This window comes from Paracoccus halophilus (assembly GCF_000763905.1).
In the GTDB taxonomy this organism is placed as follows: Bacteria; Pseudomonadota; Alphaproteobacteria; order Rhodobacterales; family Rhodobacteraceae; genus Paracoccus; species Paracoccus halophilus.
This window is the reverse complement of record NZ_JRKN01000002.1, coordinates 138,572-163,917: the sequence shown is the minus strand read 5'-3', so window position 1 is coordinate 163,917 and position 25,346 is coordinate 138,572. Positions and strand designations below refer to the sequence as shown.

The 25,346-nt window shown below is 67.6% G+C and carries 20 protein-coding genes; 17 read left to right on the top strand and 3 right to left on the bottom strand.

Annotation, left to right across the window (positions count from 1 at the left end; translation table 11 throughout):
- Window position 1: 1 nt before the first annotated feature.
- From lpxA to lpxB, 3 genes are all read left to right on the top strand, one after another.
- Window positions 2–784 (top strand): acyl-ACP--UDP-N-acetylglucosamine O-acyltransferase, encoded by a 783-nt coding sequence (gene lpxA / locus IT41_RS02095; RefSeq protein WP_036738412.1) that lies wholly within the window; start codon window positions 2–4, stop codon window positions 782–784.
- Window positions 785–794: 10 nt separating this feature from the next.
- Window positions 795–1,592, top strand: coding sequence for an LpxI family protein (locus IT41_RS02090; RefSeq protein ID WP_036738410.1), 798 nt, complete (start codon window positions 795–797; stop codon window positions 1,590–1,592).
- 65 nt (window positions 1,593–1,657) lie between these two features.
- Window positions 1,658–2,821 (top strand): lipid-A-disaccharide synthase, encoded by a 1,164-nt coding sequence (gene lpxB / locus IT41_RS02085; RefSeq protein WP_036738567.1) that lies wholly within the window; start codon window positions 1,658–1,660, stop codon window positions 2,819–2,821.
- On the opposite strand, the gene IT41_RS02080 is transcribed toward lpxB, so the two are convergent.
- Both IT41_RS02080 and IT41_RS02075 read right to left on the bottom strand, forming a co-directional pair.
- Complete coding sequence (locus IT41_RS02080; RefSeq protein ID WP_036738408.1) at window positions 2,796–3,149, bottom strand: RidA family protein; 354 nt, start codon at window positions 3,147–3,149, stop codon at window positions 2,796–2,798. The two genes, lpxB and IT41_RS02080, sit on opposite strands and share 26 nt — an antisense overlap.
- Before the next feature lie 26 nt (window positions 3,150–3,175).
- Window positions 3,176–3,922: a sulfite exporter TauE/SafE family protein gene (locus IT41_RS02075; RefSeq protein WP_036738406.1), complete on the bottom strand. Its 747-nt coding sequence runs from the start codon at window positions 3,920–3,922 to the stop codon at window positions 3,176–3,178.
- 303 nt (window positions 3,923–4,225) lie between these two features.
- Here IT41_RS02075 and IT41_RS02070 point away from each other — a divergent pair, with 303 nt between their 5' ends.
- The 12 genes from IT41_RS02070 (at window position 4,226) to IT41_RS02015 (ending at window position 18,965) form a co-directional block, all read left to right on the top strand.
- Window positions 4,226–5,266 carry a LacI family DNA-binding transcriptional regulator gene (locus tag IT41_RS02070; protein WP_036738405.1) on the top strand — a complete coding sequence of 347 codons (1,041 nt, stop codon included), beginning with the start codon at window positions 4,226–4,228 and terminating at the stop codon, window positions 5,264–5,266.
- A 237-nt stretch (window positions 5,267–5,503) separates the two neighbouring features.
- Entirely contained in the window at window positions 5,504–6,439 is a 936-nt protein-coding gene (locus IT41_RS02065) for a sugar ABC transporter substrate-binding protein (protein ID WP_036738403.1), read from the top strand.
- Between the two features lie 66 nt (window positions 6,440–6,505).
- The gene (locus IT41_RS02060) at window positions 6,506–8,035 is read left to right on the top strand and encodes a sugar ABC transporter ATP-binding protein (protein ID WP_036738401.1); all 1,530 of its coding nucleotides are present in this window, start codon (window positions 6,506–6,508) and stop codon (window positions 8,033–8,035) included.
- Window positions 8,036–8,067: 32 nt separating this feature from the next.
- Complete coding sequence (locus IT41_RS02055; protein ID WP_036738399.1) at window positions 8,068–9,090, top strand: ABC transporter permease; 1,023 nt, start codon at window positions 8,068–8,070, stop codon at window positions 9,088–9,090.
- Between the two features lie 114 nt (window positions 9,091–9,204).
- Window positions 9,205–10,104: a sugar phosphate isomerase/epimerase family protein gene (locus IT41_RS02050; protein WP_036738396.1), complete on the top strand. Its 900-nt coding sequence runs from the start codon at window positions 9,205–9,207 to the stop codon at window positions 10,102–10,104.
- Window positions 10,105–10,114: 10 nt separating this feature from the next.
- Window positions 10,115–11,122: a Gfo/Idh/MocA family protein gene (locus IT41_RS02045; protein ID WP_036738393.1), complete on the top strand. Its 1,008-nt coding sequence runs from the start codon at window positions 10,115–10,117 to the stop codon at window positions 11,120–11,122.
- A gap of 12 nt (window positions 11,123–11,134) precedes the next feature.
- On the top strand, window positions 11,135–11,923 hold the full coding sequence (locus IT41_RS02040; RefSeq protein WP_036738391.1) for a TIM barrel protein: 789 nt from the start codon (window positions 11,135–11,137) through the stop codon (window positions 11,921–11,923).
- Window positions 11,920–13,842: a bifunctional 5-dehydro-2-deoxygluconokinase/5-dehydro-2-deoxyphosphogluconate aldolase gene (locus IT41_RS02035; RefSeq protein ID WP_036738389.1), complete on the top strand. Its 1,923-nt coding sequence runs from the start codon at window positions 11,920–11,922 to the stop codon at window positions 13,840–13,842. The genes IT41_RS02040 and IT41_RS02035 overlap by 4 nt, the downstream gene beginning before the upstream one ends.
- 93 nt (window positions 13,843–13,935) lie before the next feature.
- Window positions 13,936–15,774, top strand: a complete 1,839-nt coding sequence (iolD, locus tag IT41_RS02030; protein ID WP_036738565.1) for a 3D-(3,5/4)-trihydroxycyclohexane-1,2-dione acylhydrolase (decyclizing) — start codon at window positions 13,936–13,938, stop codon at window positions 15,772–15,774.
- 9 nt (window positions 15,775–15,783) lie between these two features.
- Window positions 15,784–16,692, top strand: coding sequence for a myo-inosose-2 dehydratase (iolE, locus tag IT41_RS02025; RefSeq protein WP_036738387.1), 909 nt, complete (start codon window positions 15,784–15,786; stop codon window positions 16,690–16,692).
- A gap of 72 nt (window positions 16,693–16,764) precedes the next feature.
- Window positions 16,765–17,574, top strand: coding sequence for a 5-deoxy-glucuronate isomerase (iolB, locus tag IT41_RS02020; RefSeq protein ID WP_036738386.1), 810 nt, complete (start codon window positions 16,765–16,767; stop codon window positions 17,572–17,574).
- A 104-nt stretch (window positions 17,575–17,678) separates the two neighbouring features.
- A complete protein-coding gene (locus tag IT41_RS02015; protein ID WP_036738384.1) occupies window positions 17,679–18,965 on the top strand; it encodes an O-acetylhomoserine aminocarboxypropyltransferase/cysteine synthase family protein in 1,287 nt (428 codons plus the stop codon).
- Window positions 18,966–19,044: 79 nt separating this feature from the next.
- On the opposite strand, the gene IT41_RS02010 is transcribed toward IT41_RS02015, so the two are convergent.
- Entirely contained in the window at window positions 19,045–19,878 is an 834-nt protein-coding gene (locus tag IT41_RS02010) for an SIMPL domain-containing protein (RefSeq protein WP_036738383.1), read from the bottom strand.
- 198 nt (window positions 19,879–20,076) lie between these two features.
- Between IT41_RS02010 and IT41_RS02005 the strand changes: the two genes are divergently transcribed.
- Window positions 20,077–23,382, top strand: a complete 3,306-nt coding sequence (locus IT41_RS02005) for a hypothetical protein (RefSeq protein WP_036738379.1) — start codon at window positions 20,077–20,079, stop codon at window positions 23,380–23,382.
- Window positions 23,382–25,346, top strand: a complete 1,965-nt coding sequence (locus IT41_RS02000) for a cation:proton antiporter domain-containing protein (protein WP_036738377.1) — start codon at window positions 23,382–23,384, stop codon at window positions 25,344–25,346. Before IT41_RS02005 ends, IT41_RS02000 begins: the two co-directional genes overlap by 1 nt.

Sequence of the window (25,346 nt, the reverse complement as noted above, 5' to 3'; positions counted from 1 at the left end):
GATGTCCGCGAATATCCACCCCTCGGCCGTGATCGAGCCCGGCGCCCGGATCGGCGACGGCTGCGAAATCGGCCCGTTTTGCGTCGTCGGTCCGCAGGTCGCGCTGGCCCGGGGCGTGGTGCTGAAATCCCATGTCGTGGTGACCGGCGAAACCTCGATCGGCGAGGAAACCACCGTTTTCCCCTTTGCCTCGATCGGCGAGGTGCCGCAGGATCTGAAATTCCGGGGCGAACGCGTGCGGCTGGAGATCGGCGCGCGCAACCGTATCCGCGAATATGTCACGATGAACCCGGGCACCGAGGGCGGCGGCGGCGTCACCCGCGTCGGCGATGACGGGCTGTTCATGGCCGGCAGCCATGTCGCCCATGATTGCCGGATCGGAAACCGGGTGATCCTGGTCAACAATGCCTCGGTCGCGGGACATTGCATTCTGGAAGACGACGTGATCGTGGGCGGGTTGTCGGGCGTGCATCAATGGGTGCGCATCGGGCGCGGCGCGATGATCGGCGCGGTCACCATGGTGACCGCGGATGTCATTCCCTTTGGCCTCGTGCAGGGGCCGCGCGGCCATCTGGACGGGCTGAACCTTGTCGGGCTGAAGCGCCGCGGCGCCTCTCGCGACGAGATCCACGCCCTGCGCGACATGCTGTCGCAACTGGGCCGGGGCAGTTTCCGCGACACCGCCCGCCATCTGGCGACGGGCACGCAGGATCCCCTGGTGCGCGAGGTTCTGGATTTCATCCTCGGGCCGTCGGATCGCAGCTTCCTGGCGCCGCAACCATGAGGTCGCAAGCATGAGTCGCATCGCCCTGATCGCGGGCGAGGGCAGGCTGGCCCCGGCCATCGCCGCCGCGCTCGACAATCCGCTGATCTATGCGCTGGACAGCCTGAATCCCCGGGTTGAGGCGCGCCCGTTCCGGCTCGAGCGGCTGGTGCCCTTTCTGGACGAATTGCTGGATCAGGGCGTCACCCAGGTGGTCTTTGCCGGTGCCATCCGCCGCCCCCGGATCGAGCCGGAACTGTTCGACGCCCGCACCATGACCATCGTGCCGCGCATTCTGATGGGCATGCAATCGGGCGATGACGCGGCCTTGCGCGCCGTGCTCGATGTGTTCGAGGAAAGCGGGCTGCACATCCTTTCCGTCGATCAGGTCCTGCCCGATCTGGTTCCGGGCGAGGGCGTTCTGGCCGGCGAGCCCGGCCCCCGTGATCACAAGGACGCGGCCCGCGCCGCCGCGATCGTCCGCGCGCTTGGCCCGCTGGATATCGGCCAGGGCGCGGTGGTCGCGCAGGGGCTTTGCCTGGCCGTCGAGGCATTGCCCGGCACGCAGGCGATGCTGGAATTCGCGGCGCTGCATGCCGGGCTGAAACCCGATCCCAAAGGCGCGCGGGGGCTGCTTTACAAGGCGCCCAAGCCGGGGCAGGACCGGCGTATCGACCTGCCCACGATCGGCCCGGATACGGTCGCGCAGGTCGCCGCGGCGGGCCTGGGCGGCATCGTCTGGGAAGCCGGCGGCGTCATCCTGCTCGAACGCGAAAAGGCCGTGGCCGCCGCGCGCGAGGCGGGTCTGTTTCTTTGGGCCCGGGCATAGGATAAGGGGAACGCGCCCGCGTGCCGGGCCGTTTCCTTCCTGCATGCGCCGAAGGAGATATGCGGATGAAGCTCTTTCTGATCGCGGGCGAACCCTCGGGCGACAATCTGGGCGCCGCGCTGATGGCCGGGCTGCGCGAACTGGCGCCGGGCAGCGCGTTCATCGGTATCGGGGGCCCGGCGATGGCCGGGCAGGGGCTGGAAAGCCGCTTTCCGATGGAAGAGCTCAGCCTCATGGGCATCTGGGAGGTGCTGCCGAAATACCGCGCGCTCAAGGCGCGGATCCGCGAAACCGCCGAGGCGATTGCCGATGCAAAACCCGATGCGCTGATCACCATCGACAGCCCCGACTTCTGCCTGCGCGTCGCCCATGCCGCGCGCGCGCTTTGGCCCGGGTTGCGCACGATTCACTATGTGGCGCCGTCGGTCTGGGCATGGCGGGCGGGGCGGGCGCGGAAAATGGCGCGCGTCGTCGATCACGTGCTGGCGATCCTGCCCTTTGAGCCGCCGCTGATGCGCGCCGCCGGCATGAGCTGCGATTTCGTCGGCCATCCGATCGTCTCGGAGCCGGTGGCCGGCATGGCCGAGGCGCAGGCCTTCCGTGCCGCCCATGACATCGACCCGGCGGCGCCGCTGATCCTGTGTCTGCCCGGCTCGCGCCGGACCGAGGTCTCGCGTCTTGGCCCGCGCTTCGACGAGGCCCTGATGCGCCTGCGCGACCGCGTGCCCGAGGTGCGGGTGGCGATTCCCACCGTGCGCGGGGTCTCGGGGCTGGTGCGGGACATGGCGAAGCGCTGGCCGTCCGCGCCGGTGGTGGTCGAGAATGCGCAGGAAAAGCGCGCGGCATTCGCCGCCGCCGATCTGGCGCTGGCGGCCTCGGGGACGGTCAGTCTGGATCTGGCGGCCAATAACGTGCCGATGGTGATCGGCTATGACGTGGCGCCGCTGAGCCGGCTGATCATCCGGATGATGCTGAAAACCGATACGGTGACGCTGGTGAATCTGGTCAGCGAAACCCATGCGGTGCCGGAATTCCTGGGCCGCGACTGCGATCCCGGCCCGATGTCGCAGGCGCTGTTCTGCCTGATCGAGCACCCCGAGGATCGCGGCGCGCAGCTTGCCGCCATGAACCTGACGATGGAGCGGCTGGGGCGCGGCGGCGAGGCTCCGGGCCTGCGCGCCGCGCGTTCGGTGCTGGGCGCGCTCAGTTCTGCGCCGCGACCACGATGATCTCGACCTTGTGCCCGGGCGTCGCCAGGGCCGATTCGCCGGTGGCGCGGGCGGGGGCGTGACCGGCCGGCACCCAGGCGTCCCAGACCTCGTTCATGGTGGCGAAATCGGCCACCATATCGGCCATCCAGATCTGGGCCGAAAGGATGCGGGTCTTGTCGGAACCGGCCTCGGCCAGCAGGCGCTCGATTTTGGCCAGCACCTCGCGGGTCTGGTCCGCGACCGGCGTGCCCGGCGTGCCGACCTGGCCGGCCAGATGGACGATGCCGTTATGGATGACCGCCTGGCTCATGCGGGCGCCGGTCTCGATTCGGGTGATCTGGGACATGGGGTTCCTTTCGGGTTGGGCGGAGATCAGAACAGCCGCCAGAAGAACAGTGCCGTCATGCCAAAGCCGATGGCCGCGATCAATGCCCGAAGCGCCGGCACCGGGATGCGCCGCGCCACCGGCGCGCCCAGATAGCCGCCCATGATGGTGCCGATGCTCATTACCGCGGCCGGCCACCAGGCGATCTGCCCGCCGATGGCGAAGATCGCGAAGGAGATCATCGACAGGGCAAAGGACAGCCAGCTTTTCAGCCCGTTCATCGCGTTCAGGTCGATCATCCCCCACAGCGCGAACAGTGCCAAGAGCACGATGCCCAGCCCGCCATTGAAATAGCCGCCATAGATCGCCACCGGGATCATGGTGCCGGCGCCGAAGGGCACGACCATGCTGCGATATTGCGCGGCCCATTCCCGCACCCGCGCCCCCCAGATAAAGACCGAGGTCGCCGCCAGCAGCAGGAACGGCACCAGAAGCGCGAAGGCCTCGTTCGAGGATACCAGCAGCAGGCAGGACCCGATGGTGCCGCCGAACAGCGTCCAGAGGCTGGTCTTGACGATCAGCCGCCGCTCGATCTGGCCGATGTCGCGGCGAAACCCGATGGCGGCGGCCAGATAGCCGGGCAGGGCCGCGACCGTGCTGGTCGCATTCGCCGTGACCACCGGCACGCCGCTGGCGACCAGCGCCGGAAAGGTGATGAAGGTGCCGCCGCCGGCGACGGCATTCAGCATCCCGCCGAAAAAACCGGCGATCAACATCAACAAGCTATCGGTCATGAACGGATTTCCTGCTCGGTTCTTGCGCCATGCTTAGCCGGGCGCCGACTGTCCGTCCAGCCGGCGGGACCGGGTCAGAGGCTTCCGGGCAGGAAAATCTGCACCGGCATCGGCGCTGTATCGACCGCCCGGCCTGCCTCCGGATGCGGGTTCTCGTGCGGAACCGCATGCAGCCGGGCTGCCGCAGCAACCGGCGGCGGTTGGGGCTCGGTTCCCGGGTGATGACGTGAATACCGCCCTGTCCGCTTGCAAGATCCGGTCCGGCCGGTGATAGTTTCACATCATTTACGATGCGATCCCGACATGAAACGACCGACCATTGCCGATCTTGCCAGAACCGCCGGTCTCAGCACCGCGACCGTGGACCGCGTCCTGAACGGGCGTCTGAATGTGCGCGAGGAAACCGTGCGGCGCGTGCATGAGGCGGCCGAGGAAATCGGCTATCACGGCGCCAATGCGATCCGTCACCGGCTGCTGGCCGACAAGCCGCTGTTCCGTCTGGGGCTGGTGCTGCAAAAGCCGCGCCATGCGTTCTATCAGGAGGTGCTGCGGGTGTTCGAAGCGCAGGCCCGCGCCTGCCATCAGCGCCGCGTCCAGTTGACCGTGCGCTTTCTGGAAGGCGCCCGTCCCGATGAACTGGCCGAAATCCTGCGCGGCTTCCGGGGGCGCGCGGATGCGGTCGCGGCCACCGGGCTTGATCATCACCTTGTCACCCAGGCCGTGCAGGATCTGCGCGCGGCGGGCGTGCCGGTCTATGCCCTGCTCTCGGACTTCGCGCAGGGCGTGCGGGAAAGCTATTTCGGCACGAACAACCTCAAGATGGGCCGCATCGCGGGCTGGTTCATCTCGCGTCTGGCGGGTCAGCCGGGCAAGGTCGGGCTGTTCGTCGGCGGCCCGCGCTTTCACGGGCACGAACTGCGCGAAACCGGGTTTCGCAGCTATTTTCGCGATGCCGCCCCCGAATTCCATCTGCTGGATACGCAGATCAATCTGGAGACGCGCGAACTGACCTATCAGGCGACGATGAAACTGATCGCGCAGCACGAGGATCTGACGGGAATATATGTCGCGGGCGGCGGCATGGAGGGGGCGATTCAGGCGGTGCGCGAAAGCCGCGCCGGGTCCCGGCTGGTGCTGATCGTCAATGAGCTGACGCCGGAATCCCAGTCCGGCTTGCAGGATCAAAGCGTCAGCGTGGTGCTGGCGACGCCCGTGCGCCAGCTTGCCGCCGACCTGATCGCGCTGATGATCGCCACCTCCGAGAAAGGCATGGCCGAGACGCCCGGACAGCGCTTCTTTCCCGCCGAGATATGGACGCCCGAGAGCGAATTCATGATGCAATAACATCATCCGCCATGTCAAAATGCATCATGAATGATGGCTTCTGGCAACGCTAACAGTTGACCGAAAACCGCCGATCGGGAATTGTGGCGCAGCACCGGGAGCAGGAGACCCCGGCGGCAAATCGCGAGGAATGCCGGAACGCAACGCACCGCTTTGGCGGACGGGGGAGGTCTGTCCGCGGCAGCGGTCCCGGGATGTGACTGGCGCCATCGCGCGCCGAAAGAGGAGGAAGCCTGAATGAAGAATTTCCTGATCACCAGCGCCATGACCCTGGCCGTCGCCGGATCGGCCTCGGCCGAGAATATCGGCGTGTCGATGGCCCTGTTCGACGACAATTTTCTGACCGTGCTGCGCAACGGCATGCTGTCCCATGCCGAGAGCCTTGGCGATGTGACGCTGCAGATTGAGGATGCCCAGAACGATGTCGGAAAGCAGCTGAACCAGATCCAGAACTTTGTCGCCTCGGGCGTCGATGCGATCATCGTGAACCCGGTCGATACCGATGCCACCATCGCCATGTCGAACGCCGCCGCCGATGCCGGCATTCCGCTGGTCTATGTGAACCGCCAGCCGGTGAACCTGGACAGCCTGCCGGAAAATCAGGCCTTTGTCGCCTCGGACGAACGGGAATCCGGCACGCTCGAGACACAGGAGATCTGCCGGCTGCTGAAAGAGCAGGGCAAGGGCGACGGCGCCCGGGCCGTGGTGATGATGGGTGAATTGTCGAACCAGGCGGCGCGGGTGCGTACCCAGGACATCAAGGACGTGATCGCCACCGAGGAATGCGGCTTCATCGAGATCGTCGAGGAGCAGACCGCGATGTGGATGCGCACGCAGGGGATGGACCTGATGACCAACTGGCTGTCGGCCGGCGTGGAATTCGATGCCGTGATCTCGAACAATGACGAAATGGCGATCGGAGCGATCCAGGCGCTGAAGACCGCCGGCATCCCGATGGATCAGGTGGTGATCGGCGGCGTCGATGCCACGGCCGACGCGCTGGCCGCGATGGAGGCCGGGGATCTGGACGTCACCGTATTCCAGAACGCGGCGGGTCAGGGGCAGGGGGCGGTCGATACCGCGCTGAAGCTGGTCCGGGGCGAGCCGAGCGAGCGGCAGGTCTATGTGCCCTTTGAACTCGTCACCCCCGCCAACCTTGCCGATTACAAATAGGGCGCGCGGCTCGGGCACCGGGCGAGGCCGCCCGGTGTCGCCCCGCATCGACAGGAGGAGAGGACCATGCTTGACGGCCAGGGCGCGAATGCGCGCGGTGTCTTCGAGGGCGAATTCATCCTCGAGGTGGATCACGTCCGCAAGGAATTTCCCGGCGTCGTGGCGCTGGACGATGTACAGCTGAAGATCCGGCCGGGCACGGTCCATGCCCTGATGGGCGAGAATGGCGCCGGCAAGTCCACGCTGATGAAGATCATCGCCGGCGTCTATAACCCGGATCGCGGCGAGGTGCGCTTTGCCGGGCGCCGGCTGGAGATCCGCACGCCGATCGACGCGCTGAATTGCGGCATCGCGATGATCCATCAGGAACTGAACCTGATGAACACCATGACCGTGGCCGAGAATATCTGGATCGGCCGCGAACCCAAAAGCGGCATGGGGCTGATCGACCATGGCGAGATGCGCCGCATGACGCGGGCGCTGTTCGACGATCTGGGCATCCGGCTGGACCCGGCCGGCATGGTCGGCGATCTGACCGTGGCGCAAAAGCAGATGGTCGAGATCGCCAAGGCGGTCAGCTTCAATTCCGACGTCCTGATCATGGACGAGCCGACCAGCGCCATCACCGAAACCGAGGTCGAGCACCTGTTCCGCATCATCCGCGACCTGCGCGCCAAGGGTGTCGGCATCGTCTACATCACTCACAAGATGAGCGAGCTTTTCGAGATCGCGGATGAACTGACCGTGTTCCGCGACGGCAGGTATATCGCCACCGTGGCCGCCAGCGACGTGACCCGGGACGATATCATCAGGATGATGGTCGGCCGCGAGATCACCGACATGTTCCCCAAGGTTCCCTGCGAGATCGGCGAGACCATCCTCGAGGTCAGGAACCTGGCCCTGCCGGGCGTGTTCCACGATGTCAGCTTCGATCTGCGCCGGGGCGAGATCCTTGGCGTGGCGGGGCTGGTCGGCTCGGGCCGCTCGAACGTGGCCGAGGCGATATTCGGCGTCACGCCCGCCGTTTCGGGCGAGATCCGCATATCGGGCGAAAAGGTCGCGGTGACCTCGCCCTCGGTCGCGATGCGCCACGGCATGGCCTTCCTGACCGAGGATCGCAAGGAAACCGGCTGCTTTCTCGATCTCGACTGTATCGAGAATATCCAGGTCGCGCTGCTCACCACCGGCAAGGTCGACAATCGCGGCTTTGTCAACCAGCGCGAGGTCAACCGCCTGGCCGAGGAATATGCCGCGAAACTGCGCGTCAAGACGCCGAACCTGGCCGAGACGGTGGCCAACCTGTCGGGCGGCAACCAGCAGAAGCTGCTGATCGCGCGCTGGCTGCTGACCGAACCCGGCATCCTGATCCTGGACGAGCCCACGCGCGGCATCGATGTCGGCGCGAAAGCGGAAATTCACCGGCTGATCACGCAGCTGGCCGGGCAGGGCGTCGCGGTTCTGATGATTTCCTCGGAACTGCCCGAGGTGCTGGGCATGTCCGACCGCATCATGGTCATGCACGAGGGCCATGTCAGCGGCTTTCTTGACCGGTCCGAGGCCGATCAGGTCCGGGTCATGGAACTGGCGGCCAAATGACCGGCGCAAGACAATCCGGAGGAGAAGATATCATGGCAACGCAAGATACCAATATCGAAAGACCGGCCGCCCGGGCGCATCGCAAGCTCCCGCCCGAGCTGAATATCCTGCTGGTGCTGGTCGGCATCGCCCTTGTCTTTGAAATCCTCGGCTGGATATTTCAGGGCCAGTCGTTTCTGGGCAATGTCGGCCGGCTGAAGATCATGATCCTGCAGGTCTCGGTCATCGGCATCATCGCCGTGGGGGTGACGCAGGTCATCATTTCGGGGGGCATCGACCTGTCCTCGGGCTCGGTCGTCGGCGCGGTCGCCATGGTCTCGATGAGCCTGGCGCAGGCCGCGGGCTATGAGCGCGCGATCTATCCGGCGCTGACCGGCCTGCCGGTCGTGGTGCCGCTGCTGGTCGGCCTGCTCTGCGGCGCTCTGGCCGGCTTCGTCAACGGCTGGCTGATCGCCTATACCCGGATCCCGCCCTTCATCGCGACGCTGGGCATGATGGTGACGGCGCGCGGCTTTGCCAAGTGGTACACCAAGGGCCAGCCGGTCAGCTTTCCGACCGACAGCTTTGCCTCGCTGGGCGCGGGCATGGCGCCGGTCATGATCTTTCTGCTGGTCGCGGTCATCTTTCACGTCGCGATGAAATACACCCGCTATGGCAAGTTCACCTATGCCATCGGCGCCAATGCCCAGGCCGCCCGCGTGTCCGGCATCAATGTCGAGCGCCATCTGGTCAAGGTCTATGTGATCGCCGCCGTCCTGGCCGCGCTGGCCGGAATCGTGGTCGCGGCGCGGGGGCAGACCGCGCAGGCGGGCATGGGCATGATGTACGAGCTCGATGCCATCGCCATGGCGGTGATCGGCGGCACCTCGCTGACCGGCGGGCGCGGCTCGATCATCGGCACCTCGATCGGCATGGTGATCTTTGGCGTCATCATCTCGGGTTTCACCTTCCTGCGGCTGGACGCCTATTACCAGGAGATGATCAAGGGCGTCATCATCGTCGCCGCCGTGGTCGCCGATACCTACCGCCAGCAGAAGCGCGGCAAGAAGACCTGACGCGCAAACGGTGCGGCGGCCTGTCCCCCGCCGCGCCACCTGCGGAAAACCGACCCATCATGACAATAGCTGGCGCCGGCCGCCGCCGGTTGGCCCGAGAACAGGAATGATCCCATGAAAATCGCCCTCGACCCGTTTATGCATCGCCACCTGCCACTGGAAGACCTGCCCTCGAAGGTGGCGGAACTGGGCTATGAGTGGATCGAACTCAGCCCGCGCGCCGACTTTCTGGAATGGTTCAAGGCGCCGCGCGTCTTCCCGGACCGGGTGAAATCGCTCAGAAAGGCGCTTTCCGACGCCAATGTCGGCATCGCCAGCCTGTTGCCGATGTATCGCTGGGCCTCGAACGACGAGGATGAGCGCCGCGCCGCCATCCGCCACTGGAAACGCGCCATCGAGATCGCCGTGGAACTGGGCGTCGACACGATGAACAGCGAATTCGGCCGCGGCCCGCATCCTGACAAGGGGTCCTGCTATTGCTGTCACACCGGCTCGATGATCGAGGCCTGCGAGGATGCCTGGTGGCGCTCGATCGAGGAGCTGGTGCCGATCCTCGAGCGCGAGGGGATCAACCTCAATATCGAGCCGCACCCCGAGGACTGGACCGAGTCGCTGCAGCCCTCGCTGGACCTGATCCGCACGGTGAACAGCCCGCGCGTCAAGTTTCTCTATTGCACGCCGCATACCTTCTATTTCGGCGACGACACTGCGGCGATGCTGCGTGAAAGCGCGGATGTTCTGGCCCATGTCCATATCGCCGACACGTTCAACCACAAGGCGTCTTCGGGCTTGCGCTATATCATCAACCCGCCGGGATCGCAGGCGCGGGTGCACCAGCATCTGAACATCGGCCAGGGCGAGGTGCCCTGGGACGATTTCTACCGCACGCTGGCCGAGATAGGCTTTGACGGCGTGATGACCGCCTGCGTCTTTGCCTGGGAAGAAAAGGCCGACGAAAGCGGCAAATTCATGCGCCGCGAGATGCAGCGCTATGTCGATCAATACTTCAAGTGAGGAAAGCGCAATGACCGTCAGAATTGGTGTCATCGGCACCGGAATGATCGGCCGCGATCACACGCGGCGCATAAACCAGGTGCTGTCCGGGGCCGAGGTGGTCGCACTCAGCGACTACAGCCCCGATGCGGCGCGCGCGGTGCAGGCCGATCTCGCGCCCGGGGCGAAACTCCATGACAGGGGCGAGGATCTGATCGCTTCGGCCGATGTCGATGCGGTTCTGGTCTGCTCGACCGGGGCCACGCATGAAGCCTATGTGCTGGCCGCCATCGCCGCCGGCAAGCCGGTCTTTTGCGAAAAGCCGCTGGCCACCACCGCCGAAGCCGCGCTGCGCATCGTTGAGGCCGAGGCCGCGCATGGCAGGCGTCTGGTGCAGGTCGGATTCATGCGCCGCTACGATGCCGGCTACCGGATGCTGAAACAGGTAGTGGACAGACAGATCGGCACGCCGCTGATGGTCCACGCCGCCCATCGCAACCAGTCCGTGCCGGAAAGCTATCTCACGCCGATGGCGATCCATGATACGCTGATCCATGAAATCGACGTGCTGCGCTGGCTGCTGGACGACGATTACGTCTCGGCGCAGGTCGTGTTTCCGCGCAAGTCGCGGCATGCCCATGCCCGGCTTGCCGATCCGCAGATCGTCCTGCTCGAGACGAAAAAGGGGGTCCGCATCGATGTCGAGGTCTTCGTGAACTGCCAGTATGGCTATGATATCCAGTGCCAGGTGGTCGGCGAGGAGGGGCTGGCGAACCTGCCCGAACCGATGACCATCGCCATGCGCCGCGAGGCGCGGCTGCAAAGCGATATCCTTGTCGACTGGAAGCAGCGCTTCATCGACAGCTACGATGTCGAGCTGGCCGATTTCATCCAGGCCGCCGCGCGCGGCACCGCCGCCGGTCCCACCGCCTGGGACGGCTATGTCGCCGCGATCACCTCGGATGCCTGCGTCGAGGCGCAGGAAAGCGGCCGGATCGTGCCGATCTCACTGCCGGCCCGCCCGGCGCATTACGACTGACCGGAGGAACCCATGCGCTTTGCCATCAACCATATCGCCGCCCCGAAGCTGGCGCTTGGCGAATTCTTCGCCATGTGCGGCCGGCTTGGCGTGACCGAGGTCGAGATCCGCAACGATCTGCCCGATATCGTCGGCACGATGGATCCCCGTTCGGTGCATGCTCTGGCCGCCGAGCATGGCATCACCATCCTGTCGATCAACGCGCTTTATCCGTTCAATCTGTGGTCCGGCGATCTGCCCGACCGGGCGCAGCGGCTGGCCGATTACGCCGCCGAATGCGGCGCCATGGCGGTGGTCATGTGCCCGCTGAACGACGGCAGCAAGGTCGCGCATTCGCAGGTGGTGGCGGCGCTGGATGCGATGAAGCCGATCCTGCGCGAACGCGGATTGACCGGGCTGGTCGAGCCGCTGGGCTTTCCGATCAGTTCGCTGCGCACCAAGGCCGAGGCCATCGCCGCGATCACCGAGGCGGGCGATGACGGGACCTATCGGTTGCTTCACGACACGTTCCACCACCATCTGGCCGGCGAGACCGAAATCTATCCCAACCGCACCGGCCTTGTGCATGTCTCGGGTGTCAGCGATCCCGGGGTGGCGGTCGCCGATATGCTGGACGGGCACCGGATGCTGGTCGATGGCGCCGACCGGCTCGAGAACGTCGCGCAGATCAGGGCGTTGCTGGCGGGCGGCTATGCCGGCCCCTTCAGTCATGAACCCTTCGCGCAGGAGGTTCACGATCTGGCCGATCCCGAGACGGCGCTGCGCAGCAGCATGGATCACATGCGTGGAGCGGTTTCATGACGAAGCCGTTGGACCTTATCACGATCGGCCGCAGCAGCGTTGACTTGTACGGCGACCAGATTGGTGGCCGGTTGGAGGATATGGGGTCTTTCAGCAAATATATCGGCGGGTCTCCGACGAATATCGCCTGCGGGACGGCGCGGCTGGGGTTGAAGTCTGCGGTGATCACCGGGGTGGGCGACGAGCATATGGGGCGCTTCATCCGCGAGCAGCTGCTGCGCGAGGGCGTGGATGTGCGGGGCGTGAAGACGGACCCGGAGCGGCTGACGGCGCTGGTGATCCTGGGCATTCGCGACGAGGACAGTTTCCCGCTGATCTTCTATCGCGAGAACTGCGCCGATATGGGCCTGACCGAGGAGGATATCGACGAGGGCTTGATCGGCGAGGCGCGGGCCGTGCTGGCGACGGGGACGCATCTGTCGCATCCGCGGACGCGGGCGGCGGTGATCCGGGCGCTGGAACTGGCGAAGAAGCACGGGGCGCAGACGGCGCTCGATATCGATTACCGGCCGAACCTCTGGGGCGTGGCGGGCCATGGCGAGGGCGAGAGCCGGTTCGTGGAAAGCGCCGCGGTGACGCAGGAGCTGCAATCGACGCTGCATTATTTCGATCTGATCGTCGGCACCGAGGAGGAGTTCCACATCGCGGGCGGGACGACCGACACCATCGCGGCTTTGCGCGCGGTGCGGCAGGTCTCGGATGCCACGCTGGTCTGCAAGCGGGGCGCGAAGGGGGCGGTGGCGTTCGAGGGCAGGATCCCGGACCGTCTGGACGACGGCCAGACGGGCCCGGGTTTCCCCATCGAGGTGTTCAACGTGCTGGGCGCGGGCGACGGGTTCTTTTCCGGTCTGATGAAGGGCTGGCTGGATGGCGAGGACTGGCCGCGCGCGCTGGAATACGCCAATGCCTGCGGCGCCTTCGCGGTCTCGCGCCATGGCTGCACGCCGGCCTATCCCAGCCTCGCCGAGCTGGAGTTCTTTCTGGGTCGCGGGGTCAGGCGCCCGGATCTGCGCAACGATGCCGAGCTGGAGCAGATCCACTGGGCCACGAACCGCACGGGTCCCGGCGCGGGCGACTGGTCCGGGATGCGGGTCTTTGCCTTCGACCATCGCGGGCAGCTGGAGGAGATGGAGGGCTATACGCCCGCGAAGGGCGGCGCCTTCAAGGAGCTGTGCCTGCAGGCCGCGCGTCAGGTGGCCGATGGGCGGACCGGTTATGGCATTCTGTGCGACAACCGGATCGGGCGCTCGGCGCTGCATGCGGCCTCGGGGACGGGGCTGTGGATCGGGCGGCCCGCCGAATGGCCGGGCTCGCGGCCGCTGCGGCTTGAGCCGGAACTGGGCCCCGATTGCGGCGGCTTGCATGAATGGGCGCGCGGGAATGTGGTGAAGGTGCTGTGCTTCTGCCACCCCGATGACGACGCCGCGCTGCGCGCCGGGCAGGAGGCGACGGTCGGGCGGCTCTACGCGGCGGCAAGGCGCAACGGGCTGGAATTCCTGCTGGAGGTGATCCCCTCGAAGGTCGGGCCGGTCGATGAGACGACCACCGCGACGCTGATCCGGCAGTTCTATGCGGCGGGGATTTACCCCGACTGGTGGAAGCTGGAGCCGATGCAGACGGCGACCGCCTGGGCCAATGCCATTGCCGCCATCGAGGACCATGACCGGCATACGCGCGGCATCGTGGTGCTGGGGCTGGACGCGCCCGAGGACGAGCTGGCGGCCAGTTTTGAGGTGGCGGCGGGCTTTCCGCTGGTGCGGGGCTTTGCCGTGGGCCGGACGATCTTTGCCGCTGCGGCGCGGGGCTGGCTGGCGGGCGCGCTGAGCGACGCGGATGCCGTGGCGCAGATGGCCGCGCGCTACGGACGGCTTTGCGCGATCTGGGACCGGGCGCGGGCGCGGGCGCGTGTGGCGGCCTGATGGGCGGGGGCAGGGGGGCTTTGCCCCCATCGCCTGACGGCGATTCCCCCAGGATATTTGGAGATGAAAGAGAATGGGTTTGGAGGCGGGCAGATGAGCGGGACGATCCGTTTGACGGCGGCGCAGGCGATGATGCGCTGGCTTTCGGTGCAGATGACGGAAGAGGGTCCGCGCTTTATCGAGGGCGTCTGGGCGATCTTCGGGCACGGCAATGTCGCCGGCATCGGCGAGGCGCTGCATGGGATCGGCGCGGCGCTGCCGACCTGGCGGGGGCAGAACGAGCAGACCATGGCGCATGCGGCGATTGCCTTTGCCAAGGGCTCGGCGCGCCGGCGGGCGCAGGCGGTGACCACCTCGATCGGGCCGGGGGCCACGAATGTGGTGACGGCGGCGGCGCTGGCGCATGTGAACCGGCTGCCGCTTCTGATCATTGCGGGGGATGTCTTCGCGAGCCGCCGTCCCGATCCGGTCCTGCAGCAGGTCGAGGACTGGGATGACGGCACGGTCTCGGCCAATGACTGCTTTCGGCCTGTGGTGCGTTACTTCGACCGCATCGCCCGGCCCGAGCATCTGCTGAGCGCGCTGCCGCGTGCCATGCGGGTGATGACGGACCCGGCCAATTGCGGGCCGGTCTGCCTGGCCTTCTGTCAGGATGTGCAGGCGGAAGCCTATGACTGGCCCGAGGCGTTCTTTGCGCCGCGCGTCTGGCGCATCCGCCGGCCGGCGCCGGATGCGGCTGAGCTGGAAGAGGTGGCGGGTCTGATCCGCGAAGCCAGGGCCCCGGTGATCGTGGCCGGCGGCGGGGTCGTCTATTCGGGGGCCGAGGATGCGCTGGCCGGTTTCGCCAGCCGCCACAATATCCCGGTGATCGAGACGCAGGCGGGCAAATCCGCGCTGCCGCAGGACCATGCGATGAACTATGGCGCGGCCGGGGTCGATGGCGCGGCTGCGGCCAATCTGGTGGCGGGCCGGGCCGATCTGGTGATCGGCATCGGTACGCGCCTGCAGGATTTCACCACCGGCTCGCGGACGCTGTTTTCGGGCGCAAAACTGGTCAGCCTGAATGCGCAGCCCCATGATGCGGCCAAGCATGGCGGGGTCAGCCTCGTTGCGGATGCCAAGGTCGCGCTCGACGCCCTGACTTCCGCATTGGGGGATTATCGCGCCGATGCCGCCCTGCCGCAGGCCCGCGCCGACTGGCTCAGGGCGGTCGATGCGCATTGCGCCGCGCCCTCCGACGGCAACGCGCTGCCGACCGATGCGCAGGTGATCGGCGCGGTGCAGCGGGCGACCGGGCCCGAGGCGATTGCCATGTGCGCGGCCGGGACCATGCCCGGTGCGCTGAAGCTTCTGTGGCAGCCGAGCCAGGGCGGCTATCACATGGAATACGGCTATAGCTGCATGGGCTATGAGGTGGCGGGCGCCATGGGGCTGAAACTGGCGCGGCCCGATCGCGAGGTGATCTGTTTCGTCGGCGATGGCAGCTACATGATGGCGAACAGCGAACTGGCCACGGCGGTCATGCGGCGCATCCCCTTTACCACCGTGCTGACCGACAATCGCGGCTATGGCTGCATCAACCGGCTGCAACAGGGCACCGGCGGGGCGGCCTTCAACAACATGTATGTGGACAGCAATGTCGAAGCGCAGCCGCAGATCGACTTTGTCGCCCATGCCGCATCCATGGGCGCGCATGCGGTGAAGGCCGACAGCATCGCGGCGCTGGAATCCGAAATCGCCGCCGCCCGCAGCCGCGACATCCCGACCGTGATCGTCATCGACACCACCGCCGAGCCCGGCCCCGGCGACGGGCTGGAGGGCGCGGGGCATTTCTGGGACGTGGCGGTGCCCGAGATCGGCGACAGCGACCGGCTGCGCGCCGCCTATGCCGACTATCTGACAAATATCGCGCGACAGGCGCTTTTGAACTGAGGCTGACCCATGATCCTTTACGGCACCAACCCCATCGCCTGGGCCAATGACGACGACCAGTCGATCGGCGCGCATATCCCGACCGAGCAGATCCTGCGCGAGGCGGGCCGCGAGATCGGCTTTGACGGGATCGAGAACGGCCATCGCTGGCCCGAGGACCCCGAGGCGCTGAAGGCGCTGCTGGGCGCATACGGGCTGCGCTTCATCTCGGGCTGGTATTCGACGGAACTGCTGACCCGTTCGGTCGCGGACGAGATCGCCGCCGTGCAGGGCCATCTGGCAAAGCTGAAGGCCAATGGCTGCCGGGTCTGCATAGCCTGCGAATGCTCGAACACCGTGCATGGCCGCCCGGATGTGGCGGTGAACGACCGGCCCCGGCTGAGCGCGGACCAGATGGCGGAATTCGGCGCGAAGATGGAGGAATTCGCGGCCTATCTGGCCAGCCAGGGCATCACGCTGGCCTATCACCACCATATGGGCACGGTGGTCGAGAGCCCCGAGGAGATCGACGCCTTCATGGCGGCGACCGGGCCGGCCACGCATCTGCTCTTCGATGCCGGGCATTGCGCATTCGGTGGCGGCGATCCGGCGGCGGTGCTGACGCGTCACGCGCCCCGCGTCGCGCATTTCCACGCCAAGAACATCCGCCGCCCGGTGACCGAAAGGGTGCGGGCCGAGGGGATGTCCTTCCTGCAGGGCGTTCTGGCCGGGGCCTTCACCGTGCCGGGCGATCCCGAGGGGGCGATCGATTTTGTGCCCCTGCTGCGCATCCTGGCGCAGGCGGGTTACGATGGCTGGCTGGTGATCGAGGCCGAGCAGGATCCGGCGGTCAGGAACCCGCTGGCATACCAGTCCATGGGGCTGGCGGCGCTGAAGGCGGCGGCGGCCGAGGCCGGGCTGGACAGGGCCGCCGCCTGAGGGCGACCATGGCGGGGGCTGTCTGCCCCCGCACCATCCGAGGATATTCGACATGGCAAATGAGGCAGGATCATGAGCGGGCTTTTACGCAAACCCTTTGGCACCCGTGGCGAGGTGCACCGCATCACCCCGCAGGATGCCGGCTGGCGCCATGTCGGTTTCTCGCTGCACCACCTGCGCGCGGGCGACCGGGCGGCCGGAGCGACCGGCGGCAACGAGGTCATTCTGGTCATGGTCGAGGGCAAGGCACGCCTCCACACTGCCGGGCAGGATTGGGGCGAGCTTGGGGACCGAATGGATGTCTTCGAGAAGACCCCGCCGCATTGCCTCTACCTCCCGAACGGTCAGGACTGGCAGGCCGAGGCGACCACGGATTGCGTCATCGCCGTCTGTTCGGCGCCGGGAAAGGGTGGCCATCAGGCGCGCCGGATCGGGCCGGACGGGATCACCCTGACCGAGCGGGGGAAGGGCACCAATACCCGCCATATCAACAATATCGCCATGGAGGATCAGGATTATGCCGACAGCCTGCTGGTGACCGAGGTGTTCACGCCGGCGGGTCACTGGTCCTCCTATCCCAGCCACCGCCATGACGAGGACGATTTCCCCCGCATCACCTATCTGGAGGAAACCTATTACCACCGGCTGAACCCCGAGAACGGCTTCGGCATCCAGCGGGTCTATACCGACGATGGCAGCCTCGACGAGGTGATGGCGGTCAGGGACGGCGACGTCGTCCTGGTCCCCCGCGGCCACCACCCCTGTGGCGCGCCCTACGGATTCGAGATGTATTACCTCAACGTCATGGCCGGACCCCGAAGAAACTGGCGCTTCGTCCCCGCCCCGGAAGTCGAGTGGATCATCGAAAGGGATAAGGGGTAGGAGAGCCTGCACGCCCGGCATCGGCCAGCGGGATGGAATCGCGGTTTTCTTTTGCCATGGCTTGGGCGTAGTGTCTGTGCCGAACAAAAGCGGGAGTCACGACCATGTCCGAGAACTGGGGTTTCGATACCAATGCCATTCATGCCGGGACGGCGCCCGATCCCGCGACTGGCGCGCGCCAGGTGCCGATCTATCAGACCACGGCCTATGCCTTTCAGGATGCCGGACATGCCGCCCGGCTTTTCGGCCTGCAAGAGGTCGGCTATATCTATTCCCGCCTGACCAATCCGACCGTCGCCGCCTTGCAGGCCCGCGTGGCCGCGATGGAGGGCGGCGCCGGCGCGGTCTGCTGTTCCTCGGGCCATGCGGCGCAGATCATGGCGCTGTTTCCGCTGATGGGGCCGGGTAGGAACGTCGTCGCCTCAAACCGGCTCTATGGCGGCACCATCACCCAGTTCAGCCATACGATCCGGCGCTTCGGCTGGTCGTGCAAATTCGTCGATCTGGACGATCCGGACGCGGTGAGGGCGGCGATCGACGACGACACCCGCGCGATTTTCTGCGAATCGATCAGCAATCCAGGCGGCTATGTCACCGATATCCCGGCAATCGCGAAAATCGCCGAGGCGGCCGGGCTGCCGCTGATTGTCGACAATACGCTGGCCACCCCCTATCTGTGCCGGCCGATCGAGATGGGCGCGACGCTGGTCGTGCACAGCCTGACCAAGTTCATGACCGGCAACGGCACGGTGACGGGCGGCGCCGTCGTCGACAGCGGCAGGTTCGACTGGTCGGCCTCGGACAAGTTCCCCGGCCTGTCGCAGCCCGAACCCGCCTATCACGGGTTGAAGTTCCACGAAACCTTCGGCGCGCTGGCCTTTACCTTTCACGGCATCGCCATCGGCCTGCGCGATCTGGGCATGACCATGAACCCGCAGGGCGCCCATTACACGCTGATGGGGATCGAGACGCTGGGCCTGCGCATGCAGCGCCATGTCGAGAACGCGCAGAAGGTGGCGGAATGGCTGGAGCAGGATTCGCGCGTGACCAAAGTCACCTATTCCGGGCTAGCCTCCTCGCCCTGGAATGCGACGGCGAAGCGGGTCTATCCCAAGGGGGCGGGGGCGCTGTTCTCGTTCTCGGTCAAGGGGGGCTATGACGCGGCGGTGAAGCTTGTCGACAGCCTCAAGCTGTTCAGCCATGTCGCCAATCTGGGCGATGCCCGCTCGCTGGTCATCCATTCGGCCTCGACCACCCACAGCCAGCTGAGCGACGAGCAAAAGATCGCCGCCGGCGCCGGGCCGGACGTGGTGCGGCTGTCCGTGGGCATCGAGGATGTCGCCGATCTGATCGCCGATCTGGATCAGGCGCTGAGCGCCGCCACGGCCTGATCCCGGCCGGGGATATGATCGAGGGCGGCGCGGAAAACCCCGCGCCGCCCTTGTCATTCGCTTGTTTCCCTTGCGCCGGTCAGTCCGAGGCGCCGTCGCCCTGCCCGGGCGTCGCGGGCGGCATTCCATCCTGCGGCGCGTCGAGCGGCCGCATGGCGAAAATGGCGGTGGCATGCGCGCTGACCGTCAGCTCGCCCGCCTCGACCGGGGTGGCGGCCGGCGCGCTGGCCTGGGCGCGGGCGAACATCGGCGCGACCGGCCTCGGCTCGCTGAGCTGCGCGTCGCTCAGCCGCAGCAGCGGGCCAAGCTTCATCCCGGCGGCCTCGGCCATGATCTCGGCCCGGTGACGGGCATTCGCGACCGCGGCGGCGCGGGCCCGGTCCTCGGCCTCGGTCATGTCCTCGCGCGAGAAGGCGATGCCGCCGATCTCATTGGCGCCCGAGGTGACCAGGCTGTCCAGGAGCGCGCCCAGCTTCGGCAGGTCGCGCAGCCTGACGGTGACATTGTTGCGGGCATTGTAGCCGGTCAGTTTCGGCGGCTGGCCATCCTGCGAATAATCCAGGACCGGCGACAGATCGAGGCTCGTGGTCCGGATGTCGCGCGCCTCGATGCCTTCGGCCTTCAGCACCTCGATCACCGCATTCTGCTGCTCGGCATTTTGCGACATCGCCTCGGCGGCGGTCGCGGCCCGGGTGCTGACGCCCACGGTGATCGTCGCCATGTCGGGCTGTGCCGAGGCCTCGCCCAGCCCGTTGACCGTCAGCCGCGCGAAATCATGGGCTTTCATGGCGCGTTGTTCCTGTCTGGCGGGGGTCGGGGAATCGGGCGCGGGGGATTCGGTCTGCGCGGCCAGCGGCGCCGCGCCAAGCGCGATCAGCGCGGCGGCGGTCAGAAATGGGCGGAATTGCTGCATCGGGTCGTTTTCTCCTGTATCGTGCGGCGGGTTATTGCCCGCTCGACCTCGGTCTAGCCGCTATAACGTGTGAATGCCGCCCCGGGATGCCTCACAATATGGTGTTTTGCTTTTCACGGATCGCGATCTGGGTTACTCGTCATTATCCAATAATGACGACGCGCCGCGGCGCCCGGAACTGCAAGGCAAAGCCTATAGATGTCGCTTGAGTCCGTAACCGAATACTCACTTTCCTTCAGCGCGGATTCCGTGCACCTTCAGCAGCGCGAAAAAGCCGCCGAAGACCAGAGCAAGCCGGCGCGCCCCGCCTGGCGGCATCTGGGTTCGGTCGAATTCGAGGCGGCGGATTTTCGCGGCGATCTGATGCGCCTGCGCCGGATGGCGCGGGGCGGCGGTGATGATGCCGCCCTGCCGGTGACACTGATCATTCCCGACGACCAGATTTTGTTCACGACGCTTACCGTGGCCCCCGGCGCCGATCGCCGCGATGCGGTGACGCGTGCGCTGGACGGGCTGACGCCCTATCCCATCGAGGATCTGGCCTTTGACTGGGAGGGCGAGGGCGACAGCCTGCATGTCGCCGCCGTCGCGCGCCAGACATTGCGCGAGGCGCGCGATTTCGCCGCGCAATACGGTTTCGAGGGGCAGCGCTATTGCGCCGCGCCCGAGGGCGGGACCTATCCCGGAGAGCCGGTATTCGCGCTGGAGCCGGCCCCTGCCGCCCGCCCGGCCGTCGATCCCGCGCAGGTCAGCGTGACCTCGCCCGATCTGGCGATCGCGAATGAGGCGGATGCGGATACGGATGAGGACCTTGGCCTGGACGTGGCAGGGCAGGGCGTGCTCGACCTGGATCTGGATGCCGATCTGGATGCCGACGGCGAGGCGCCGGGCGAAAACACTGCCGCCGCGCCTGCCGTCGATGAAACCGCCGCGCCATCGTCGCAACCGGCCGCTGCGGTGGCCGACCCGGCTGTCAGCACCAAGGCGGATGCGGCGGCCGATGACGAGGCTGCGGCACAGGCGCCCGAGGCTGCGCCTGCCGGTACCGGCGCAGAAACCGGAGCAGAGGAATCGGACACGGCCGAGGCCCCCGCCGCCGGGGATCCCGCGACCGGCGCCCCGCCGGACGAAAACGCCGCAGCCGCCCCGGCCCCTGAACCGCAGGCAGCCGCGCCTGTCGTGCCCGCAGACCCGGACGCCGGGCAGGTCGCCGCCGTGACAGGCGTCTCCGGGGCCATCCCGGCCGCCACCGAGGCAGTCGAAGCCGGCACGGCTGATGACGAAGCGGCGGTTGCCGCGCCTTTGCCCCCCGCGGCCAAGGCGCCGCCCGTGGTGCGCCACGGCGCGCCCCGCCCCGCGACCGGGGCCGAACCCAAAGCCCCGACGCCACGCGGCAAGGGGCTCGATCCGCGCGCCCAAGCTCTGCATGAGCGGGCCGCCGGCGCGCGCGCTGCGCGCCAGGTGGGCGCCGCCCCCGCTCAGGCGCGCCGCCCCGGCGATCGTGGCGGCCTGCTGGGGCTGATCGCCATGCTGGGCGGGCTGGTTGTCGGGCTGATCCTGATCTGGGCCTTTGTCGTTCCCGAACCCCGGCTTGCGCAAGAGGGTGCCGCGCCGGCCGAGTCGACCCCGACCGCCGCCCTGCCTCGGGACGCTGCCGAAAGCCCGCCCGCGCAGAGCGCCGGAATGGTCGAAACCGTGCCGGATGCGGTGCCGGAAGCCCCGCCCGAAACGGCCGCCGCGCAGCCTGCCGTCGCGCAGCCTTCCGCCGAGCAGGCAGCCGCCAATGTTCCGGCACAGGCCGCGCCGAACGACGACGCGGGGTCCGACGATGCGGCGGTCTCCGGGTCGGCCGGTGCGCCGGTTGCCGGGGATGCGACGCCAGCGGCAGAGCAGCCGGTTTCCTTTGCGCAATTGACAGTCGAGCAGCGCCGTCGCGTGATCGTTGCGGCTGCCGCCGTCGCCGCGGCGGTGGTGCCGCCTTCCGCCGCGGAACAGGCCGCCGCGAGTGGGGTTGCCGCGCGGACCGTCGCACCGGAGGCTTCCGACGGGCGCGAGACCGCGGCTGCCCAGCCGCCAACCGACGCGCAGGGAACGCAACAGCAGGCGGTCGAGCGCGCCCTGCGCGCCGCGATCGAGGCGACCGGGCCGGTGGCCGCGCCCGCTGCCGTGCGGCTGACCAGTTCCGCCCGGCCGCAACTCGCGCCGCGCCGGACCACGCCGCAGACCTCGCGGCCAAGCGCCGATGCCGCGCCCCGGGTGCCATCGGATCCGCTGCCCTATGAGGCCGCGCAGCGCAGCGTTCAGCCCGCCGCCAGCGCCCGGCCGCCGGCGCGGCGTCCGCTTGCGGCGCCGGTGGTTTCCGCCCCCGCGGCGCCCGCCGCGCCGGTGCCGGACGCCCGTGTTCAGGCCGCGCCGGTGACCGGCGGCAGCGCGATTTCGCTGCGCGGCTCGGCCCGCCCGCCCCTGCGTCCCGAAGGCTCGGCGCCCGAACTGATCGAGGAGCAGCCAGAGCCGCTGAACACCGACGAAGAGGCGCAGCTGCGCCAGCTTATCCGCGATATGGACCGCGCCGGGCTGCGCACGGCCTGGAGCGATCAGCCGGCGCCGGGACACATGCTTGCACAGGCGCGACCGGCCCCGAAACCTCCGGGGGCCGGACCCGCGACCGCCAGCGATGCGGTCAGTTCCTCGGCCATCGAGGCCGCGCTCAGATCGGCGACGACCTCGCCACCGGACAAGCCGCAACCCATTGGTGCCGCAGCCGCGCCCGCCCATGATTCGGGCGGGCTTTTGCTTGGCTCGGCGCGCCCGCGATCGCGCCCCGCCGCGTCATCGGCCGGGCCTTCGCAGAAGGCGGTCGATGCGGCGGTCTCGGCCGCGGTGGATGCCTCGGCCGCGTCGGCTGGCGGGGTGCAGCTCTCGGCCCTGACCTCGTCGCCGCTGCCGCCCCGGCGCAGCGCGTCCGGCCCCGATGCGACCCCCGAGGCTTCGGCCCAGCCCAGCCCGGCCGAGGCCGAACTGGCCGCGCGGCGCCGGCTCGACGAACAATTGCAGGCCCAGGCCGAGGCCCGGATCCGCGCCCGCGCCGCCGCCGACGCCGCCGCCGAGGCGCAGGCCCGGGCCCAGGCCGAGGCCCGCGCCCGTGCCCAGGCCGCGGCCGAGGAACAGGCCGCGCGCGCCCGGAGCCAGCAATACAAGCCGCCCGAGGTCGATAACGAACCCGAGATCGCCGGCGAGGTGTCGCCCGGCGGCGAGACTGCGGCCTCGGTCGCTTCCTCGGCCACCGAAAAGCGCGCGATGAATCTGGGGCGTACCACGGTCATCGGGATCATCGGCGCAGGCAAGGCCAGCCGTGCGCTTATCCGGCTGCGCAACGGCAGGATCGTGACCGTCCGGCTGGGCGACCGGATCGACGGCGGCAAGATCAATTCGATCGGCGACGGCCGGCTGACCTATGTCAAGGACGGCCGCACCCATGAACTGCGCCTGCTGGACGGGCGCTGATGGAAGAATTCCTGTTCGTCGCGACGATCTATCTGCTGAGCATGGTCATTGCCGTTCCGCTTTCGGCGCGGCTGGGGCTGGGATCGGTGCTGGGCTATCTGGTCTCGGGCATCCTGATCGGGCCGGTCCTCGGCCTGGCGGGCAGCGAGGGCGAAATGGCCGACCTGCAGAGCTTTGCCGAATTCGGCGTGGTGATGATGCTGTTCCTGATCGGGCTGGAGCTTGAGCCGCGCGCGCTATGGGCGATGCGCAAGCGGCTGGTCGGGCTGGCCGGGATGCAGATCCTGGGCACCATGGCGCTGCTGACGCTGGTGGCTTTGGCACTGCGGCAAAGCTGGCAGGTCGCCGTCACGCTGAGCATGATCCTGTCGCTGAGTTCGACCGCCATCGTGCTGCAGACCCTGTCGGAAAAATCCCTGATGCAGACGGCGGGCGGGCGCAGCGCCTTTGCCGTGCTGCTGACCCAGGACATCGCGGTGATCCCGATGATCGCCCTGATGCCGCTTCTGGCGCCGCGCGCCGTCGCCGGCGGCGCGGGCGGCGAGCATGTCGGCGCGGCCGAGTTCCTTGGCGCCCTGCCGGGCTGGGGGGTGGCGCTGATCGCCCTGGGCGCGGTCGCCGCCGTGGTGCTGATCGGGCAATATCTGGTCCGGCCGCTGTTTCGCTATGTCAATTCGGCGCGGCTGAACGAGCTGGACACCGCGCTTGCCCTGCTGATCGTGGTCGGCATCGCCTCGCTGATGGAATTCGTCGGCCTATCGCCGGCGCTTGGCACGTTTCTGGCCGGCGTGATGCTGGCCGGGTCGGAATTCCGCCACGATCTCGAGGCCCAGATCGCGCCCTTCAAGGGGCTGCTGCTGGGGCTGTTCTTCATCACCGTCGGCGCCAGCATGAATTTCAGCATCCTGTTCGAGCTGCCGGTGGTCGTGCTGGGCGTGACCTTCGTGATGATCGCGATCAAGGCGCTGGTGCTGCACGGCATTGCCCGCGTCACCGGGCTGCGCGGCCGCGACCGGACGCTGTTCACCCTGTCGCTGGCGCAGGCGGGTGAATTCGGTTTCGTGCTGCTGTCCTATGCCGTCTCGCTGGCGATCCTGCCGCGCGCCCTGGTGCAGGGCTTTCTGCTGGTCATCGCGCTGTCGATGCTGGCCACGCCCTTGCTGTTCATCCTGTCGGATTTCATCTCGCGGCGGATCGCCGAGGAGCGCGGCAGCAGCGTCCCTGACGAGATCGACGAACAGCAGCCGATCATCGTGGCGGGAGTCGGCCGTTTCGGGCAGGTGGTGAACCGGCTGATCACCATGTCGGGCTTTCAGACCACGGTTCTGGACCATGACCTCGAGGTGATCCAGCTGATGCGCCGCTTTGGCTTCAAGGGCTATTTCGGCGACCCCACCCGGCCCGAGATCCTGACCGCGGCGGGGCTGGACAAGGCCCGGGTCCTGGTCGCCGCGCTGGACGACCCCGCCGCCAATCTGCGGCTGGTCCGCTATGCCAAGGAAAAGCGTCCCGATATCATCGTCATCGCCCGCGCGCGCGACCGGGTCAACGTGTTCCAGCTTTACGAGGCGCGGGCCGACCATATCGTGCGTGAGACCTTTGACAGCTCGCTGCGGGCGGGGCGCTACGCGCTGGAACAGGTCGGCCTGTCGCCCTATGAGGCTTCGGAGCTCGAACGCATCTATTACCGCATGGACCGCGTCCATCTGCGCGAACTGGCCGAGGTCTGGCAGCCGGGTGTGCCGCTGGACCAGAACCCGGAATATGTGCGGCTGAGCCAGGACCTGAACCGCCAGCTTGAAAACGCGCTGATCGAGCGTTTCGCCCATGGCCCCAGTGCCGCCCCGCTCAATGACGACCCCGAGCAACTGCTGGCCGACGGCAAGGCGGACGAGGCGCCCGAGCACGGCTTGCCAAGGACCGAAAGACAGGGGCGCCCGGGCGGGCGCAGCTGGGTGGATTGA